Source organism: Buttiauxella noackiae (genome assembly GCF_000737905.1).
GTDB classification, from domain to species: domain Bacteria; phylum Pseudomonadota; class Gammaproteobacteria; order Enterobacterales; family Enterobacteriaceae; genus Buttiauxella; species Buttiauxella noackiae.
In genome coordinates, this window is the sequence record NZ_JPRU01000001.1 from 628,753 (window position 1) to 646,281 (window position 17,529).

The window sequence follows — 17,529 nt, forward strand, 5'->3', positions numbered from 1 at the left end:
GGAATCCACCAGATGGATACCATGCGCTTGGATTTAAACTTGCTATTGACGCTGGAAGCCTTGCTTGCCGAGCAAAATGTCACTAAAGCCGCAGCAAGACTGCACCTCAGCCAACCTGCCGTCAGCGCGCAGTTAAACCGCCTGCGGGACATGTTTGACGATCCATTACTGATCCCTGCGCGGCGAGGAATGACACCGACGGCAAAGGCGCTGGAGTTGATTGTTCCGGTGCGCGAGTCTCTTGATAAACTGCGGCATACGCTGCTATCCCACAAAGATTTTTACCCTGAACAAGCGAACCTCACCGTCACGATTAGCTGTACCGACTACACCCAGGCCGCCATTGTTATGCCGCTGATGCTCGCTCTGCGGCAACAGGCTCCGGGCGTGCGTATTGCCGCGCGCCCCTACAATCCTCTTCAATTTGAGCAGCAACTGGCGAGTGGTGAAGTTGATATCGCCATTGCGTCACCCGATGCGACGAAAGCACATCTGCGCTCCTGCCACTTGTTTGATGAAACTTATGTGTTGATCGGGCGACACGGTCATCCGGCGCTTAAAGAAAACCTGACCATAGAGGAATTTGTTGAACTGGAGCATGTGATTGTTTCACCCTCCGGAGGCAGCTTTACCACGCCAATAGACGATGCACTCGCAACTTTCGGGCATAAGCGAAATGTGGTGATGTCGGCGGCAACCTTTATGTTTGTACCGCAAATCGTCTCGGTGAGTGATTTAGTGGCATTGGTTCCGCGTCGCTTATTGCTGGCACAACCGCAACAGCTGGCGGTGACTGAATTACCGTGGCTTGCCGAGCAATTTAACGTAAGCCTGGTCTGGCACGAACGCAGCCATGGGCACGCCGGGCACCTATGGGTTAGAGAGTTGATTACGCAGATTATGTCGCATTCGTAAGCATATTAAATTGCTGGGAAAACGATTTAATCCTCACTACACTCGATGACACCTTAACATTTAAATAACAAAAGAGGTGTCATATGCAGAACACATCCCCTGTCTCTATTTCTATGCTTATCAATGGAGTGCCCGTCGCGGCACACAATCAGGCCATCTTTGAACGTCGTAATCCGCTAGATGAACAGGTTGCCACAATAGCGCCTGCTGCCAGTGTCAATGACGCTCGTGCAGCCGTAGAAGCCGCAGGAAAGGCATTTGCCGCCTGGTCACAAACCGGGCCAAACCAGCGACGAGCATTGCTTTTAAAAGCCGCTGACGCGCTGGAAGCTAAACAAGCCGCCTTTGTTGCCGCGATGGCCGCCGAAACCGGGGCAACAGCACAGTGGGCTGAATTTAACGTGCATCTGGGGGCCGGAATTTTGCGTGAAGCAGCGGCTCTCACCACACAAATTAATGGTGAAGTTATTCCATCAGATGTGCCAGGAAACCTGGCAATGGCAATCCGCCAACCTGCGGGTGTAGTACTGGGAATGGCCCCCTGGAATGCGCCAGTGATTCTCGGCGTGCGGGCTATCGCCACCCCTCTGGCCTGCGGTAATTGTGTGGTGCTGAAAGGATCGGAAATCTCCCCAGCAACGCACGGTTTGATCATCGATGCGCTCAATGAGGCCGGTTTCCCGGCGGGTGTGGTCAATTTCATCACCAATGCGCCGCAAGATGCTGCAAGCGTAGTAGAAGCTATGATCGCCCACCCGGCTGTACGCCGTGTCAATTTCACCGGTTCGACACACGTCGGACGAATTATCGCGCAAACTTGTGCTCGCTATCTCAAACCTGTGGTTTTGGAGCTGGGTGGCAAAGCACCGTTACTGGTTTTACATGATGCTGATATTGATTTAGCGGTGAATTGCGCGGCGTTCGGAGCTTTCGCCAACTCCGGGCAAATCTGCATGTCTACCGAGCGTATTATCGTTGATGAACAGATCGCCGATGAGTTTGTAGCAAAATTTGCCGCCAAAGCGATGAGTTTGCCGTGCAGCGATCCACGCCTCGGCCCTACCGTGTTGGGTTCAGTGGTGGATGTGCAGACGGTTTCCCGTTGCAATGATTTGATTGATGATGCATTGGCGAAAGGGGCAAAACTGGTTGCCGGTGGCAAAGCGGACTCCACATTAATGCCCGCTACAGTGCTGGATTTTGTCACTAATGAAATGCGCATTTACCACGAAGAATCCTTCGGCCCGGTAAAAGGGATTATCCGTGCGAAAAGCGATGATGAAGCTCTGGCGATCGCCAACGACAACGATCTGGGGCTTTCTGCAGCGGTGTTCTCTCGCGATAACGCACGCGCATGGAATATCGCCAGCCGTATTCAAAGCGGGATTTGCCATATCAATAGCCCAACGGTACATGACGAAGCACAGATGCCATTCGGTGGCGTTAAGGATTCCGGCTACGGGCGTTTTGGCGGACTTGCTGGGGTGCACGAGTTTACCGAATTACGCTGGATAACCATGCAAACACAGCCACGTCCATTGCCATTCTGAGTGGGTAAAACGTCCGCTAGCCTATGGTTGCTAACGGACGTTTTTCGGCAGGCAACCATAGTGCTGCCGGAAACGGGCGGTAAAGCGCGAACTGGATAGATAACCGCTTCGGGAGGCAATTTCCCCGATCGGCAGCGCCGTCGTCTGGAGTTGCCCTAATGCATACGACATGCGCACCTCTTCAATAATTTGCCGGTAACTCAAGGACTCCTGTTGCAGCCTTCTGCGTAACGTTGAGGTTCCCAAAGAGAGATGGCGAGCAATATCTTGCGCCGTCCAGGGTTTTGCTGGTGACAGCATAATAATTTGCCGCACTTGCTCCGCGAGATTAAAACGGCGCTCAATCAACAGCGGCCCCGCCAGGCCGTCATGATGGAGCGCCAGCAACAGCCCCATCGCCTGGTGTTCCTGGAGTTGCGCGGGTAAATCATGGCGTACGGCACTCAACAAATTCTGCCACATAAAAGAGAGCCCGCTGCTCATCGGCGCGCACAAAGAAGTGTGCCTGGCCTGTGGGAAATCCTGAATATACTGGGCTTTAAACGCGGTGACTAATTCCGCACAGAGCAGCAATAAGTCGGAGCGAAATACCCCTTGCGCGGGCTGGTTAACAATCTCAAGCTCCGTATTTGCCGGAATGATAATCAGCTCATCAGGCGTGGCAACCAGCCGGTTACCATCCTGAATGATGATTTTGCTTCCCTGGGTAATGCGACAAATAGCCGGCGAGAAAAGCTTAACACGGTGCAAGTGGTGCAACCGGCTGGAATAAACTTCCGCCGTCGTCAGATTCTTATGTTGAAAATGTAATTCCTGCACCGTGTTATCCCGCCTGTTATCTTCCGTATGATGCTGTTAATTCAGCTTTCGCAATGACGTTACTGTTTAGCATAAAACCGACCAACGCACCGCTCGCATTGCTATCGATTGGCAATTTATCGGTACTCAGTGCCCAGACGGTAAACTGATAACGGTGAGGCTTTGCGCCTGCCGGTGGGCACGCGCCGCCAAAGCCGGAATAACCAAAATCATTACGCCCTTGAACAGCACCAGCGGGCAGCTCTGTTTTTGCACTATCTCCGGCACCGGTCGGGATGGCGTGGATATCTGCAGGAATATTTACCACCGTCCAGTGCCACCACCCGCTACCGGTTGGCGCATCGGGATCATAAACCGTAATCGCATAGCTTTTTGTACCCACTGGCGGATTCTTCCAGGCCAGTTGTGGGGAAATATTGCTGCCACTACAGCCAAAACCCTGGAAAACCTGGTTTTCGGTTAAGCGGTGATCCTTTGGAATGTCGGTGCTGCTGAGGCTGAATGCAGGCGCGGCTGAAACACTAAAACTGATTGCGACCAAAACACCTGCGGCCAGAGTTGCGATTCTTTTCATTGTTTGTCCTCGTTTGAGTGAGAAGCCTCAATGTAAAGCGAACCGCAAAACTGCATTGTGCCCTTACGACTTTATTTTGTGCCGAAACGCTCAATCAGCTTTTTCGCTGAAAACCCCTTCTTCTTTGCCGTCCTGCAACGGAATGCCAAAGTGGTGAAACTCGTACTTTACGGTATCTTTCATCGCGAACATTCACTCATTTAAATTTTGATCTCTGCGCTAATAATACGATAACGGTTGCAGGTCAAAAATCAGTAGCTGGAAATTATTCATGCTTTCTGCCAGGATTTGCTTATTCATCAACCAACTGAATATATAAGGAGGAACCCATGCTGCTGTTTCGTGAAATTTTGTTTATTTCACATACCTTTGGTGATCGTCATAGCTCAAGCGTTATCGATATCGCACTGCGATAATCCGGCTTGAGCGAAGCAACCAACTGCAACCCCTTTCCTCGGGCTTACCGGGTTATCGTCAGCCATATTTGACGAGGCGTTTTCGCGCCTGTAACTCTTGAGTAAGCAACAATGAGCACATTATTAACCGCGCAATCCCTGAGTCTTGATACCGCTTTTGGCCCCCTGCTGGCTGACATCACCTTTACGCTTAAAAAAGGCGATCGCCTGGGCTTAATTGGTCACAACGGCTGTGGTAAAAGCACCCTACTTAAATTGCTTGATGGCACCATCGCCCCCAACAGTGGCACTGTGACGCGCGCGCATCACTGCTTGTTGGCGCGTGTCGAACAGCATTTGCCTGAAGATTTACATTCACTCACCTTACTTGAAGCCGTCATAGCGCGACTGAGTGATGCACAACAACATACCGACGGCTGGCGAGCACAGGCTCTATTAGCCAGCATGGGTTTTGATGAAAGTGCATGGCAACTCACCGCCGGAACACTAAGCGGCGGGCAACACACACGCTTATTATTGGCGCGCGCGTTGATATCCGAGCCGGACCTCTTGCTGCTTGATGAACCAAGCAACCACCTCGATTTGCCCACACTACTGTGGCTGGAGCAGTTCTTACGTCACTGGAACGGCAGCTTTGTATTGGTTTCTCATGACCAACATCTGTTGGATAACGTCACCAACGGCACATGGATCCTGCGCGACCACGGGCTCAGTTTCTTCCAGCTACCCTGCTCTGCGGCCCGCGCTGCTCTTGAAGAGCGGGACCGTACCGATGCACACCGCTATCAGGCCGAGCAAAAGGAAATTGACCGCATTGCGGCCAGTGCGAAACGTCTGGCTATTTGGGGAAAAGTCTACGACAACGAAGACCTTGCTCGTAAAGCAAAGCAAATGGAAAAACGCATGGACAAACTAAAGGATAGCCAAACCGAGCTAAGTGCCACGAACCTGTGGCAGTTGATACTCAAAGGCGAAGCGTTACCGGCAGACAGATTGCTGGAAATGGAAAACCTGGCGGTCAGCCCTGCACCCGATTGCCCACAACTGTTCAAGCTGCCAATGCAACGCCTGAAAAGTGGTGATCGGGTGGCAATAATCGGCAAGAACGGATGCGGAAAATCATCTTTATTGCGCCTGCTGTGGCAGCATTATCAGCAGTCGCAAGATGAGTCCTCAATTCGTCTGCATCCACGAGTAGAAATGGGTTATTACGACCAGACACTCCATCAGTTACGTGACGGTGACACCTTGCTCGAAGCGCTTGAGCCTTTCGCACCGTTAACCGAGCGCGATCGTAAAATGGCGTTAATCAGCGCCGGTTTTGCCTGGTTACGCCATGGGCAAACGGTCAGCACTTTGAGCGGTGGCGAACGTTCCCGATTGCTCTTTGTTGGGCTGACTCTTGCGCGCTATTCACTGTTACTTCTTGATGAGCCAACCAACCACCTGGATATGGAAGGCAAAGAGGCGTTGGCCCAAACGCTGCAAAGTTTTGAAGGTGGCGTGTTGCTGGTCACACACGATCGGACATTAATCGCTAAAAGCTGTAACCGCTTCTGGTTGATTGATAATGGCGAATTAAGTGAATGGCACTCCCTGGAGGGACTGTATGCGCAGCTGACGAATGAAAATGCCGAAATCGTGACAACGTCACAGAAAGGTGAGTCACCAACGACGGTTCAGGTTCATTCGGAAACAGAAACCTGGCTTGAACGCTTGGTTGAGCTGGAGGAGAAACTTGCGCAGGATTTAGCGCGTAAGCAAAGCCACCAGAAACCAGCGCTTCAGCAGCAATGGCGGAAAGAAATAGCCGCACTTAATCTGCGGCTGGAACTTGAGTAAGCATTAGTAACGGATGTCGCTTGCGCTAATCCGACGCGTTATACGGTGGATTAGCGCAAGCGACATCCACCGATTCGCATTAACTAAAATGTTGCCCAGTTATCGTCTTCATCTATAACGGTTTTAGTCGTCTTAGAGAGGGTTTTTGGCTTTTCAGGCTCTGTTTTTACCCTATCGGATTGATGGCTTAAACGAAATGTTCCTACAGCGGCGGTCAGGCGCGCAGCCTGTTCCTCAAGAGAATTTGCCGCAGCCGTTGCTTCTTCAACCAATGCTGCATTCTGTTGTGTCACATTATCCATTTCGTTTATCGCGATCCCGACTTGCTCGATACCACGGCTTTGTTCATCCGACGCCGCCGCAATTTCCTGCATGATATCGGTGACACGTCGCACCGCGCCGACAATATCCGTCATGGTTTCACCGGCCTGGGCGACCTGGCTTGAGCCACTATCAATGAGCGATACCGATTCGCTGATAAGCCCCTCAATTTCTTTAGCGGCTTGCGCACTGCGCTGCGCCAGGGTGCGTACTTCAGTTGCCACCACAGCAAAGCCGCGCCCTTGTTCACCGGCTCGCGCCGCTTCAACCGCCGCATTGAGTGCCAGAATATTGGTCTGGAACGCAATACTGTTGATGACTGCGGTTATCTCGGAAATTTTCTTCGAACTGGTCGAGATATTGTTCATAGTTTTCACTACACCTGAAACAATGCGCCCACCGTCACCGGCTTTATGGGAGGCTTCTTCGGCAAGTCTGGTCGCGTGGTGGGCGTTATCTGCATTCTGTTTCACCGTGGCCGTTAACTGCTCCATACTGGCTGCCGTTTCTTCAAGTGCCGCCACTTGCTGTTCAGTACGCGCCGACAAGTCGGTGTTACCGGCAGAGATTTCACTGGTGCCCTGATAAATCGCCTCAGCCCCCATACGCACTTCACCCACCGTATTCACCAATGAAACCTGCATATCTTGCAAATTATGATTAAGTTTGCCGATTTCACTGTTGCCGAACGATTGCAATGCCTGGGTTAAATCGCCCTGAGAGATATGTTCGATACGCGTTGCTGCCTGTTGCAGAGGGTGAATGACCACGCGGCGTAATACGACAAAGGTAAATATCGTCAGAAGCAATGCGATTGCGAATGCGCAAGCCATCACCATCACACTCAAATGTGACCGGGCCTGGGCTTGCTCATGAAGCGCAACTGCACGCTCGGTACGGATCTTCGCCGCTTGCTCTAACACCATGTTGTAGTCGGCATCCAGCTTACGGGCTTCTTCATTTTCATGATTGATGATGGCCTCAAACATGCCGTTTTTGGCATATTTCATCATCGGCGCCATACCTTTATTCAGGTAGTCATCAAAGCGGGTGCGCAATTGGCTGTCCAACGCTTCGCCCGCTGCGACTTTATCTGTACGCGCCATATAAATATCAAAACTGGCCTGCGCTTGTTTAATCAGCTTTTCCGCCTCAGCGATATTAAATTTCATATCATCCATGTCGGCCACACGCCCGGCAGCCCCCGCATGAATGATATTTAGTCGTGCGCTACGCAAATTAGTCGAGCTTTCCGAAAGCCCAATCCGCACCTGAATTTCGTTTGTCACGTCTTGCAGCGCTTTGTCACTTTGAATCAAAAAATAGCTCGCAAGCCCAACACATAAGGCGAACAGAACTAAAATCCCACCCAGAATCGAGGTAAACAGCGGCACTAATCGGATGTTGTGCCAGAAACGAACAGCCCCTTGTGGGGTGATTTTTGTAGTTGCCATGTCCTTGGTTTCTCTTTTTGTAAAAAGGTGTTTCTGTAAAAGAGTCATCGGCCATGAAAAACAAAAGATTGAATAAAAAGTTGTCGTTTTGTGGAAGGGTTAACAAATAATCGATGAATAGTTATACAGATCACAGTTTAACCATGTAACCAGTAAGGCTTACATTCAGGTTAAACCGGAGTAAACTGACTGTAACAGTAAATGGCGTAACCGCGTGCGGTCGCTCAAAGGACAACAATTAAGCGTTATGAAATTTAAATCGGCAATCAAGCCCTATCACGCAGCAGCCGGTGGCTGGGGCTCTCTTGAAGCAACTACCCGCTTTGTTATCGACAGCAAACACGCCATAAAAAACCTGCGCAATCTTATGCGTATGAATAAAGCCAAGGGGTTTGACTGCCCGGGTTGTGCATGGGGCGATGACAATAAAAGTACCTTTAGCTTCTGTGAAAACGGCGCGAAAGCGGTGACATGGGAAGCCACTCGCCGCTTTATCGATAATGCGTTTTTTGCTAAACACAGTGTCAGTAATCTGTATCAACAAAGCGACTATTTCCTTGAATATCAAGGGCGACTTACTGAACCGTTGCGTTACAACCCCCAGACTGACCACTACGAAGCGATAAGTTGGGATGATGCACTGGCGCTTATCGGTCGGCATATTAAGGCTCTCGATAACCCCAATGAGATGGAACTGTACACCTCGGGGCGCGCCAGCAACGAAGCGTCTTATCTGTACCAGCTATTCGGCCGCATGGTGGGAACCAACAACTTCCCGGACTGCTCCAACATGTGCCACGAAGCCAGCGGTAGCGGACTTAAACGCAGCATTGGCGTCGGTAAAGGCACCATTCATTTAGATGATTTCGATAAGGCCAACGCCATTTTTGTGTTTGGCCAAAACCCGGGTACTAACCACCCGCGCATGTTGCATAGCCTGCGCCACGCAGCTGAAAATGGCGCACAAATTGTGACCTTCAATACCCTGCGTGAACGCGGTCTTGAGCGTTTTGCCGATCCGCAGAAACCGTTAGAAGTGGTGACACCACTGGCCGGTAAAATCAGTAGCTACTATTACCAACCGAATCTGGGCGGTGATATGGCCGCGATTCGCGGTATGGCAAAAGCGCTGCTGGAAACCCATCGTCAGAAACTTGAGAACGGCGACACGGGTATTTTCGATGAAACCTTTATTGCTGAGCACACTCATGGCGTGGACGCGTGGTTCGCTGAAATAGACAACACCTCATGGGAGCAGATTACCCATCAATCTGGATTGAGCGAGCAGCAATTACGCGATACCGCAACTGTCTGGCAGCAGGCCGAACGTGTGATTTGCACCTGGGCGATGGGCGTTACCCAGCATAAACACTCCCTGAACACCGTTCGTGAAATCGTTAACCTGCAACTTCTGGGCGGTCATCTCGGAAAGCCTGGCGCGGGCCTTTGCCCGGTACGTGGTCACAGTAACGTACAGGGCAACCGGACGATGGGTATTGATGAGAAACCTTCAGCAGCATTACTCGATAGCCTTGCAGCACATTTTGGATTTGAACCGCCACGCACACATGGCCATAACACCGTTGAAGCTATCGCGGCAATGCTACGCGATGAAGTCAAAGTCCTGATTACACTTGGTGGTAACCTTGCGGCAGCAGCACCAGACAGCCCTCGTACTGAGGAAGCGCTGCAACGTTGCGGCTTGACGGTGCATATCAGCACCAAACTTAACCGTAGCCATGTTGTGCCCGGCAAAGAGTCACTGATTTTGCCAACGCTTGGTCGTACTGAAGAAGATATGCAAGACAGCGGGCGGCAGTTCATCACCGTTGAAGACTCATTCAGCATGGTGCACGCATCTGAAGGTATCGGTAAGCCAATCGCGAATACGCAACGTTCGGAAACGGCGATTGTCGCCGGAATTGCCAATGCCGTTCTGGGAAGCGGTAAGCTCGATTGGCTGGCATTGTCAGGGGATTACAATCTGATTCGCGATCATATTGCGGCCACCCTCCCAGGCTTTAAAGATTTTAACCAGCAGTGCGAAAAACCAGGTGGTTTCTACCTTGGTAACGCGGCTGCGGAATTGCGTTTTAATACCCCAACGGGGAAAGCAGAATTCAGTGCGGCCCCTCTTCCAGAATCACTATTTGGTGATTTGAAAGCCCCGTTTGCTCTGCAAACTTTACGCTCGCACGATCAGTACAACACCACAATTTACGGGTTAGACGACCGTTACCGTGGCGTTTACGGGCAGCGCGAAGTGCTATTTATTAACCCAGACGATCTTGCAGCACTTGAGTTGCGCGAGGGTGACCTGGTCGATATCGAAACCATATGGAACGATGGCATTACGCGCAAAGTCAGCGGTTTTAAAATCGTGCCTTACAACATTCCGCGCGGCAATCTGGCCGCCTATTACCCTGAAACGAACCCATTGGTTCCTCTGACCAGCATCGGCGACGGCACCGGGACACCAACGTCGAAATCAGTACCGGTAAAAATTTGCCGTACTGCTCCCGTTGAAAGCCTGCGCATAGCTTAAAACCCTCTTTCCTCTCAGTATTTGTCGGGTAGCCTAACCTACCCGACCAGCCAACCCATCACGCTACCAATTCGCAATAAATGCGAGATTTCTCATTAACAACTTTGCAATACCATAACGGAAGATTATGATACCTCGACATTAACCATTTGGTTCGTTGCGCGTAATTCCCTCTTGAGATAACGCTAAATACAGCCACCACGTGCGTTTATGTTTATACCAAAAGGTACAAATCAGACGATCTCCTGCAACAAGGAGACGTTGTTGCATATGAAGCTGAAGGAACAGGCTTCTACAGGAGAAAGTTATGGCAAATTATACTCCCCCGCGCGGCCTGGCACTTGGGCTGCTGTGGGTTCTTGGCGGGCTAATGGCACTTATTGGCCTGGCAATCGGTATTGGCGGGGCTTATTTAGTTGCCCTGGGCGGCAGCTGGTATTTCTTGCTGATGGGCATTGTGATGTTCATTTCTGCCATTTTGATTATGAAAAAGAAAACTGCCGGGCTGGTGCTTTATGGTCTGGCATTCATCTGCTCAATATTTTGGGCGATTAGCGATGCAGGTTGGGACTTCTGGCCGCTGTTCTCGCGCCTGTTTACCTTTGCAGTGCTCGCCTTCCTTGCTGCCATTGCGTGGCCCATTTTACGTGCAACCAAAAGTACGGTTCCGGTAAAAAAAGGGCCGGCATATGGCATCGCCGCCCTGCTCGCCATTTGCATGTTGGTGAGCGCAGGCTGGATGTTTGTTCCGCAGGTTCAAGTTGCCGCCAATGAAGATGTACCGGTAAAACCCGTTACTCCTGATGAAGTCCAAAAAGACTGGAAGCACTGGGGCAATACCACCCACGGCGACCGTTTTGCCGCCCTTGATCAAATCAACAAGGGTAATGTCTCCGATTTGCAAGTAGCCTGGACGGCGCATACGGGTGATATCCCGCAAAGCAACGGCTCGGGTGCTGAAGACCAGAACACACCATTGCAGGTTGGCGACACACTTTTTGTCTGCACACCGTACAGCAAGGTACTGGCGTTGGATGTCGACTCCGGTAAAGAAAAATGGCGCTATGACAGCAAAGCCACAGCACCAAACTGGCAGCGCTGCCGTGGTTTAGGCTATTTCGAAGAAACGACTCAACAGGCTGCCGCTACTCTTGCCGAACCGGCGCAACCCGCTGCATGCCCTCGTCGCCTGTTCCTGCCCACTACCGATGCGCGCTTAATTGCCATCAACGCAGATAACGGCAAGCTGTGCGATGACTTTGGTGACCACGGTACGGTCGACCTGAAAGCGGGCATGGGTGAAGTTAAACCGGGCTATTACCAACAAACCTCTACACCTCTTGTTGCAGGTAACGTGGTAGTCGTGGGTGGCCGCGTAGCAGATAACTTCTCCACCGGTGAGCCTCCGGGTGTGGTACGCGCTTATGATGTTCACACCGGTAAACTGGCATGGGCATGGGATCCGGGTAATCCGGCTATCACAGGATTACCGCCGGAAGGCCAGACTTATACGCGCGGTACACCAAACGTCTGGTCGGCCATGTCTTATGATGCAAAACTGGGTCTGATTTACCTGCCAACCGGTAACGCCACCCCTGATTTCTTTGGCGGCACGCGTACTGCACAGGACGATAAATACAGCTCATCTATTGTTGCAGTTGAAGCTACAACGGGCAAAGTACGCTGGCATTTCCAGACCACCCACCACGATTTGTGGGACTTCGACTTACCCTCACAGCCGCTGCTTTATGATTTACCCGATGGTAAAGGCAGCACTACGCCTGTGATTGTTCAGACCTCCAAACAGGGCATGATTTTCATGCTCAACCGCGAGACTGGCGAGCCGGTAGCTAAGGTAGAAGAACGTCCAGTGCCGCAGGGTAATGTTGAAGGTGAACGTTATTCGAAAACCCAGCCGTATTCTGTCGGGATGCCCATGATTGGCAACGAAACCCTTAAAGAATCGGACATGTGGGGCGCAACCCCAATCGATCTGTTGATTTGCCGCATCGAGTTTAAAGGGATGCGCCACGAAGGGGTTTACACACCACCGGGCCTTGATCGCTCTTTGCAATATCCAGGCTCGCTAGGCGGGATGAACTGGGGCAGCGTTTCTGTTGACCCGAATAACAGCCTGATGTTCGTCAACGATATGCGTCTGGGGCTTGCAAACTACATGGTGCCTCGCGCCAATGTGGCGAAGAACGCCAGCGGTATCGAGATGGGGATTGTCCCAATGGACGGTACTCCATATGGCGCGATGCGCGAGCGTTTCCTCTCGCCGCTGGGCATTCCGTGCCAGAAACCACCGTTTGGTACCATGTCGGCCATTGACCTGAAATCCGGGAAAGTCGTCTGGCAGGTTCCGGTAGGCACCGTTCAGGACACAGGGCCGCTCGGGATTCGTATGCATTTACCGATTCCAATTGGTATGCCTACGCTGGGTGCGTCACTGTCGACTCAGTCTGGCCTGTTGTTCTTCGCGGGTACACAGGATTTCTATCTGCGCGCGTTTGATACAGCAAACGGCAAGGAAATCTGGAAATCACGTCTGCCGGTTGGCAGCCAATCAGGGCCAATGACCTATGTGTCACCAAAAACCGGTAAACAGTACATCGTGATTAACGCAGGCGGCGCACGTCAGTCTCCTGACCGTGGTGATTACATCATTGCTTATGCGTTACCGGACGAAAAATAAGCAAAAACGATATTATAACAAAGACCTACGTAGGGTGGATAAGCGTACCGCCATCCGACAACACAGGCGAAAATGGTGGATGACGCTTTCGCTTATCCACCCTACAACACTTGTCAGCAATCTGAAGCGGGGGCTTATCGCCCCCGTTTTCAGTTACTTCACATCCACCTGATAGAAAATGTGTTTACCAAACGGATCGACTTCATAGCCGGTCACTTCTTTGCGCACCGGTTCGAAAATCGTTGAGTGAGCAATCATCACCGCAGGCATTTGGTCATGCATCATCTGCTGCGCTTCTTTATACAGTGCCACGCGCTTTTCATGATCGCTTGAAGTACGCGCTTCAAGAATCAACTTATCAAACGGCTGATAACACCATTTTGCCGAGTTAGAGCCGCCATCCGCTGAGCGACAGGTAAACAGTGGGCCAAAGAAATTGTCCGGGTCCCCTGTGGCCGTGGTCCACCCCATCAATGCCGCCTGGTGCTCACCACTTTTCACACGTTTTAGATACTCGCCCCACTCAAAGGTCACCACTTTTGCCGTTACGCCAATTTTCGCCCAGTCGGCCTGAATCATCTCCGCCATACGCTTAGCGTTAGGGTTATACGGACGCTGTACCGGCATTGCCCACAGATCGATAGCCAGGCCATTAGCAAAACCCGCCTCTTTAAGTAACGCTTTGGCTTTTTCCGGGTCGTATTCGTAATCTTTGAGCGAATCATCAGCACTCCATACGCCTGGTGGCAGCAAATTTTTCGCAGCCGTACCGGTGCCACGGAATACCGCGTCAATAATTGCAGGCTTGTTGATCGCCATTGCCAACGCCTGGCGCACTTTCACATTATCCGTTGGTGCTTTTTGGGTATTGAATGCGAGGAAGCCGGTATTCAGACCCGCTTTTTGCATCAGGTTAATGTCAGTATTTTCCTTCATGCGCGGCAAATCGGCCGGATTTGGGAATGGCATCACCTGGCACTCATTTTTCTCAAGCTTAGCTAAACGCACTGAGGCGTCCGGGGTTATGGAAAATACCAGCTTGTCGATTTTTGCCTTGCCCTGCCAGTACTCAGGGAATGCGGTGAATAGAATGCGTGAATCTTTTTGGTACTGCGCAAGACGGAAAGGCCCGGTGCCGATAGGGTCCATATCCACACGTTCTGGCGTACCTGCTTTTAGCATCGAATCAGCATATTCAGCGGAAAGTATCGAGGCAAAATACCAGCCAAGGTCGGCAATAAATGGTGCTTCCGGATGAGTCAGCGTAAAGCGAACGGTATTATCGTCAACTTTATCAATCGAGGTAATTAATTTGCCAAACTCGAGACTTTCAAAATTGGAATAGTTTCCGTTAGAAACATTGTGATAAGGATGCTTTGGATCTTTCTGACGCATAAACGAGAAAATAACATCGTCAGCGTTAAAATCACGGCTCGGTTTGAAGTATTTGTTGCTCTGGAACTTCACCCCTTTGCGCAAATGGAAGGTATAAACTTTACCATCATCACTGATATCCCAACTTTCAGCGAGGCTTGGCGAAAGCTCGGTGGTGCCTACTTTAAAATCTACCAGTCGGTTATAAACCGGTACAGCGCTCGCATCAACACTGGTTCCCGATGTATATAACTGCGGGTTAAAGTTTTCCGGAGAACCCTCGGAGCAATAAACTAATGTTTTAGCTGCAACAGTAGAACTGACTGTCAGCGCGGCTATTATCAATGCAAGTTTTGTGGTTTTTGTTGTGATGGAATTTTTCATGCCTGCCCTATTATTTATAATTTTCACCCAGGATAGTGCTTGTACAAAGCGACTTAATAAATAACATTAAAAGTCGATTTCAAACAAATGAATATATCCAGTAAAGAGGAAGTCATGGCATCACAACTCTCAGAACAATTAACGCAACGTTTCTTCCGTTATCTGGCGATCACCAGCCAAAGTCAGGCGGGTGCCAGCACCCTACCAAGCACGCCAGGCCAACATGAAATGGCACAATTGCTGGCAACTGAGCTACGGGAATTAGGCCTGGATAATGTAGTTATCGATGAGCATGCCACCGTCACGGCGGTTAAAAAGGGAAATGTTGCAGGTGCGCCACGCGTTGGGTTTATTACACACATTGATACGGTAGATGTCGGGTTATCACCGGATATTCATCCGCAATTGCTCCGTTTTACCGGTGAGGATTTATGCCTTAACCAAGAAAAGGATATCTGGTTACGCACCACTGAACACCCGGAAATTCTCGCTTACCCAAATGAAGAGATTATTTTTAGCGATGGCACCAGCGTACTCGGTGCCGATAATAAAGCCGCAGTAACTGTGGTGATGGCGCTGCTTGAAAACCTGACACCTGAGATGAAGCATGGCGATATTGTCGTGGCTTTTGTACCTGATGAAGAAATTGGCCTGTGTGGCGCAAAAGCGTTGGATCTCGCCCGTTTTGACGTTGATTTTGCCTGGACTATCGACTGCTGCGAATTAGGTGAAGTGGTATATGAAAACTTTAATGCCGCGCACGCCGAAATTCGTTTTACAGGCGTGACTGCGCACCCGATGTCTGCAAAAGGTGTCTTAGTGAACCCGCTGTTAATGGCACATGATTTCATCAGCCATTTCGACAGAAATCAGACACCAGAAAATACCGAAGGCCGGGAAGGTTATATTTGGTTTAACGGCATGCACACCACACAAAATGAAGCGATATTGAAAGCCAATATTCGCGATTTTGATACGCAAATGTTTGAACAACGTAAACAACAACTTCGTGATGTTGCAGCTAAAATAGCCGCACAGCATCCGACAGCAAAAGTGGAAATTTCAATCAGCGATACCTACAGCAATATCAGTAATGCCATCAAAGACGATCGTCGGGCCATTGATTTAATTTTTGACGCGATGAAAGAGTTAAATATTGAACCAAAGATCATTCCAATGCGTGGCGGTACAGACGGTGCAGCACTTTCGGCAAAAGGCTTATTAACACCAAACTTCTTTACTGGTGCGCATAATTTCCATTCTAAATTCGAGTTTTTACCGCTACGCGCATTTGAAGCCTCTTATAACGTGGCATTAAAACTGTGCGTATTAGCCGCTAAATAATAAATATCACCTCAAAAACGGGCTAACCCGTTCGTTTATCGAGTTGACAGGTAGCAACCCACGCCTGACTGCCACGGCCTTACAAACCGTGGGCAGCAAAGGTTGGGATGGTTTTTCGATTGCGCGCGTAAAAGACTAAACCCCGTTGATTGACGCACCGCCATCCACCAGTGAAGCGGTGCCCGTCACAAATGATGATTCATCTGAAGCAAGCCAAAGCACCGCTTGGGCGATTTCTTCCGGTTGAGCAACGCGTTTTAGCGCATGAAGCCCGGTAATAAATGCCTGTGATTCGGCAGTGTTATTCATATCGCGATACATATCGGTGTCCACCGCGCCCGGCAATACGGAATTGACGCGAATATTTTGCGGGCCAAACTCCGATGCTAACGCCTGCGTCAGTCCAATCAGCCCTGCTTTACTGGCTGCGTAAGAGGCAACCTGTGGAAACGCGAAACTGTATCCTACAAAAGTTGAAGTGAAGATAACCGAGCCACCGCCATGTTTGAGCATTTCGGCAATCTGGTGTTTAGCTCCGAGGAAACATCCGGTCAAATTGATGGCCACCGCATTAGCAAAACCTTCTGCTGAGACTTCGGTACTTGGGCCGTTTTCACCTAACGTTCCGGCATTGTTAAAGGCGATATCAAGCCGCCCCCACGTTTCCACCGCTTTAGCTACCAACGCTTTGGCGTACTCTTCTTCGCGTACATCACCCGTTACAGCGACAGCGTCGCCTCCGGCAGCTTTGATTTCATCAACCAGTTGAGCAAGTTCGGTTTCACGCCTGGCACCAACCACCACTTTTGCGCCTTCGGCGGCGAACAGTTTGGCGGTGACATACCCGATGCCTGAGCTGGCTCCGGTCACAATGGCAACTTTATCGACTAATCGTTTCATATGAGAACCCCGGTGAAGCGGTCATAATTTGACCGCTCAAGGAGTATGGTATCGGAAGGGAATTATTGCATTGTTGATGATATAGACGCATTCGCCTCAGTAATTTGAACTAACGTATCTTTGCTTTGCTGAGGGTACAACGAAGAGTGAGTTTAATGAGCTGGATATGATAGCGAGTGGTTTTAGTCCGGCTTAAATCGCTGACATTTTGGCGCCTGGTGGATGGGTCCAGCCGCAGGGAAGCGGCTGGAGGTTGTGAGCGTCGGGAACGCGTCACAACCGACCCTGACACGGAGACAAAATGGAGGTTTACCGCTTGCGGCGATTTGTGTGCCGGGAGTCGGGGTTCGCAGGGGGGCGACGGCGGCCCCCCTGCGACGTTCACCAGTTCAG

The 17,529-nt window shown here is 50.6% G+C and carries 11 protein-coding genes and 1 pseudogene; 7 read left to right on the plus strand and 5 right to left on the minus strand.

Annotation, left to right across the window (positions count from 1 at the left end; genetic code table 11):
- Positions 1-12: 12 nt before the first annotated feature.
- Positions 13-915, plus strand: a complete 903-nt coding sequence (locus IX31_RS02820; RefSeq protein ID WP_034455645.1) for a LysR family transcriptional regulator — start codon at positions 13-15, stop codon at positions 913-915.
- Positions 916-998: 83 nt separating this feature from the next.
- Positions 999-2,465, plus strand: coding sequence for an aldehyde dehydrogenase (locus IX31_RS02825; RefSeq protein WP_034455646.1), 1,467 nt, complete (start codon positions 999-1,001; stop codon positions 2,463-2,465).
- 30 nt (positions 2,466-2,495) lie between these two features.
- Here IX31_RS02825 and IX31_RS02830 read toward each other — a convergent pair whose 3' ends face one another.
- Both IX31_RS02830 and IX31_RS02835 read right to left on the minus strand, forming a co-directional pair.
- Positions 2,496-3,284 (minus strand): helix-turn-helix transcriptional regulator, encoded by a 789-nt coding sequence (locus IX31_RS02830; protein ID WP_034455647.1) that lies wholly within the window; start codon positions 3,282-3,284, stop codon positions 2,496-2,498.
- 16 nt (positions 3,285-3,300) lie between these two features.
- Positions 3,301-3,858 carry a kinase inhibitor gene (locus tag IX31_RS02835; protein ID WP_034455648.1) on the minus strand — a complete coding sequence of 186 codons (558 nt, stop codon included), beginning with the start codon at positions 3,856-3,858 and terminating at the stop codon, positions 3,301-3,303.
- A gap of 527 nt (positions 3,859-4,385) precedes the next feature.
- Between IX31_RS02835 and IX31_RS02840 the strand changes: the two genes are divergently transcribed.
- Positions 4,386-6,116, plus strand: coding sequence for an ABC-F family ATP-binding cassette domain-containing protein (locus IX31_RS02840; protein WP_034455649.1), 1,731 nt, complete (start codon positions 4,386-4,388; stop codon positions 6,114-6,116).
- Positions 6,117-6,199: 83 nt separating this feature from the next.
- On the opposite strand, the gene IX31_RS02845 is transcribed toward IX31_RS02840, so the two are convergent.
- A complete protein-coding gene (locus IX31_RS02845) occupies positions 6,200-7,891 on the minus strand; it encodes a methyl-accepting chemotaxis protein (protein ID WP_034455651.1) in 1,692 nt (563 codons plus the stop codon).
- Positions 7,892-8,138: 247 nt separating this feature from the next.
- Here IX31_RS02845 and IX31_RS02850 point away from each other — a divergent pair, with 247 nt between their 5' ends.
- Together IX31_RS02850 and IX31_RS02855 are read left to right on the plus strand one after the other, a co-directional pair.
- Positions 8,139-10,436 (plus strand): FdhF/YdeP family oxidoreductase, encoded by a 2,298-nt coding sequence (locus IX31_RS02850; protein ID WP_034455652.1) that lies wholly within the window; start codon positions 8,139-8,141, stop codon positions 10,434-10,436.
- A 307-nt stretch (positions 10,437-10,743) separates the two neighbouring features.
- Positions 10,744-13,134 (plus strand): glucose/quinate/shikimate family membrane-bound PQQ-dependent dehydrogenase, encoded by a 2,391-nt coding sequence (locus IX31_RS02855; protein WP_034455653.1) that lies wholly within the window; start codon positions 10,744-10,746, stop codon positions 13,132-13,134.
- A gap of 153 nt (positions 13,135-13,287) precedes the next feature.
- Here the strand turns inward: IX31_RS02855 and IX31_RS02860 are convergent, their stop codons facing one another.
- Complete coding sequence (locus IX31_RS02860) at positions 13,288-14,892, minus strand: ABC transporter substrate-binding protein (RefSeq protein ID WP_198528552.1); 1,605 nt, start codon at positions 14,890-14,892, stop codon at positions 13,288-13,290.
- A gap of 114 nt (positions 14,893-15,006) precedes the next feature.
- Between IX31_RS02860 and pepT the strand changes: the two genes are divergently transcribed.
- Together pepT and IX31_RS23570 are read left to right on the plus strand one after the other, a co-directional pair.
- On the plus strand, positions 15,007-16,236 hold the full coding sequence (gene pepT, locus IX31_RS02865) for a peptidase T (protein WP_034455654.1): 1,230 nt from the start codon (positions 15,007-15,009) through the stop codon (positions 16,234-16,236).
- Positions 16,237-16,264: 28 nt separating this feature from the next.
- Positions 16,265-16,375 (plus strand): annotated as a pseudogene (locus IX31_RS23570) (methyltransferase); the annotation flags it as partial.
- On the opposite strand, the gene IX31_RS02870 reads toward IX31_RS23570, so the two are convergent.
- On the minus strand, positions 16,372-17,136 hold the full coding sequence (locus IX31_RS02870; RefSeq protein ID WP_034455655.1) for an SDR family oxidoreductase: 765 nt from the start codon (positions 17,134-17,136) through the stop codon (positions 16,372-16,374). The pseudogene IX31_RS23570 and the gene IX31_RS02870 sit on opposite strands and share 4 nt — an antisense overlap.
- Positions 17,137-17,529: the final 393 nt, after the last annotated feature.

Coding starts and splice junctions, on each gene's coding strand:
- IX31_RS02870 (WP_034455655.1), bottom strand. CDS start 17,136: ATGAAACGATTAGTCGATAAAGTTGCCATTGTGACCGGAGCCAGCTCA.
- IX31_RS02855 (WP_034455653.1), top strand. CDS start 10,744: ATGGCAAATTATACTCCCCCGCGCGGCCTGGCACTTGGGCTGCTGTGG.
- IX31_RS02840 (WP_034455649.1), top strand. CDS start 4,386: ATGAGCACATTATTAACCGCGCAATCCCTGAGTCTTGATACCGCTTTT.
- IX31_RS02860 (WP_198528552.1), bottom strand. CDS start 14,892: ATGAAAAATTCCATCACAACAAAAACCACAAAACTTGCATTGATAATA.
- IX31_RS02820 (WP_034455645.1), top strand. CDS start 13: ATGGATACCATGCGCTTGGATTTAAACTTGCTATTGACGCTGGAAGCC.
- IX31_RS02835 (WP_034455648.1), bottom strand. CDS start 3,858: ATGAAAAGAATCGCAACTCTGGCCGCAGGTGTTTTGGTCGCAATCAGT.
- IX31_RS02825 (WP_034455646.1), top strand. CDS start 999: ATGCAGAACACATCCCCTGTCTCTATTTCTATGCTTATCAATGGAGTG.
- pepT (WP_034455654.1), top strand. CDS start 15,007: ATGGCATCACAACTCTCAGAACAATTAACGCAACGTTTCTTCCGTTAT.
- IX31_RS02845 (WP_034455651.1), bottom strand. CDS start 7,891: ATGGCAACTACAAAAATCACCCCACAAGGGGCTGTTCGTTTCTGGCAC.
- IX31_RS02850 (WP_034455652.1), top strand. CDS start 8,139: ATGAAATTTAAATCGGCAATCAAGCCCTATCACGCAGCAGCCGGTGGC.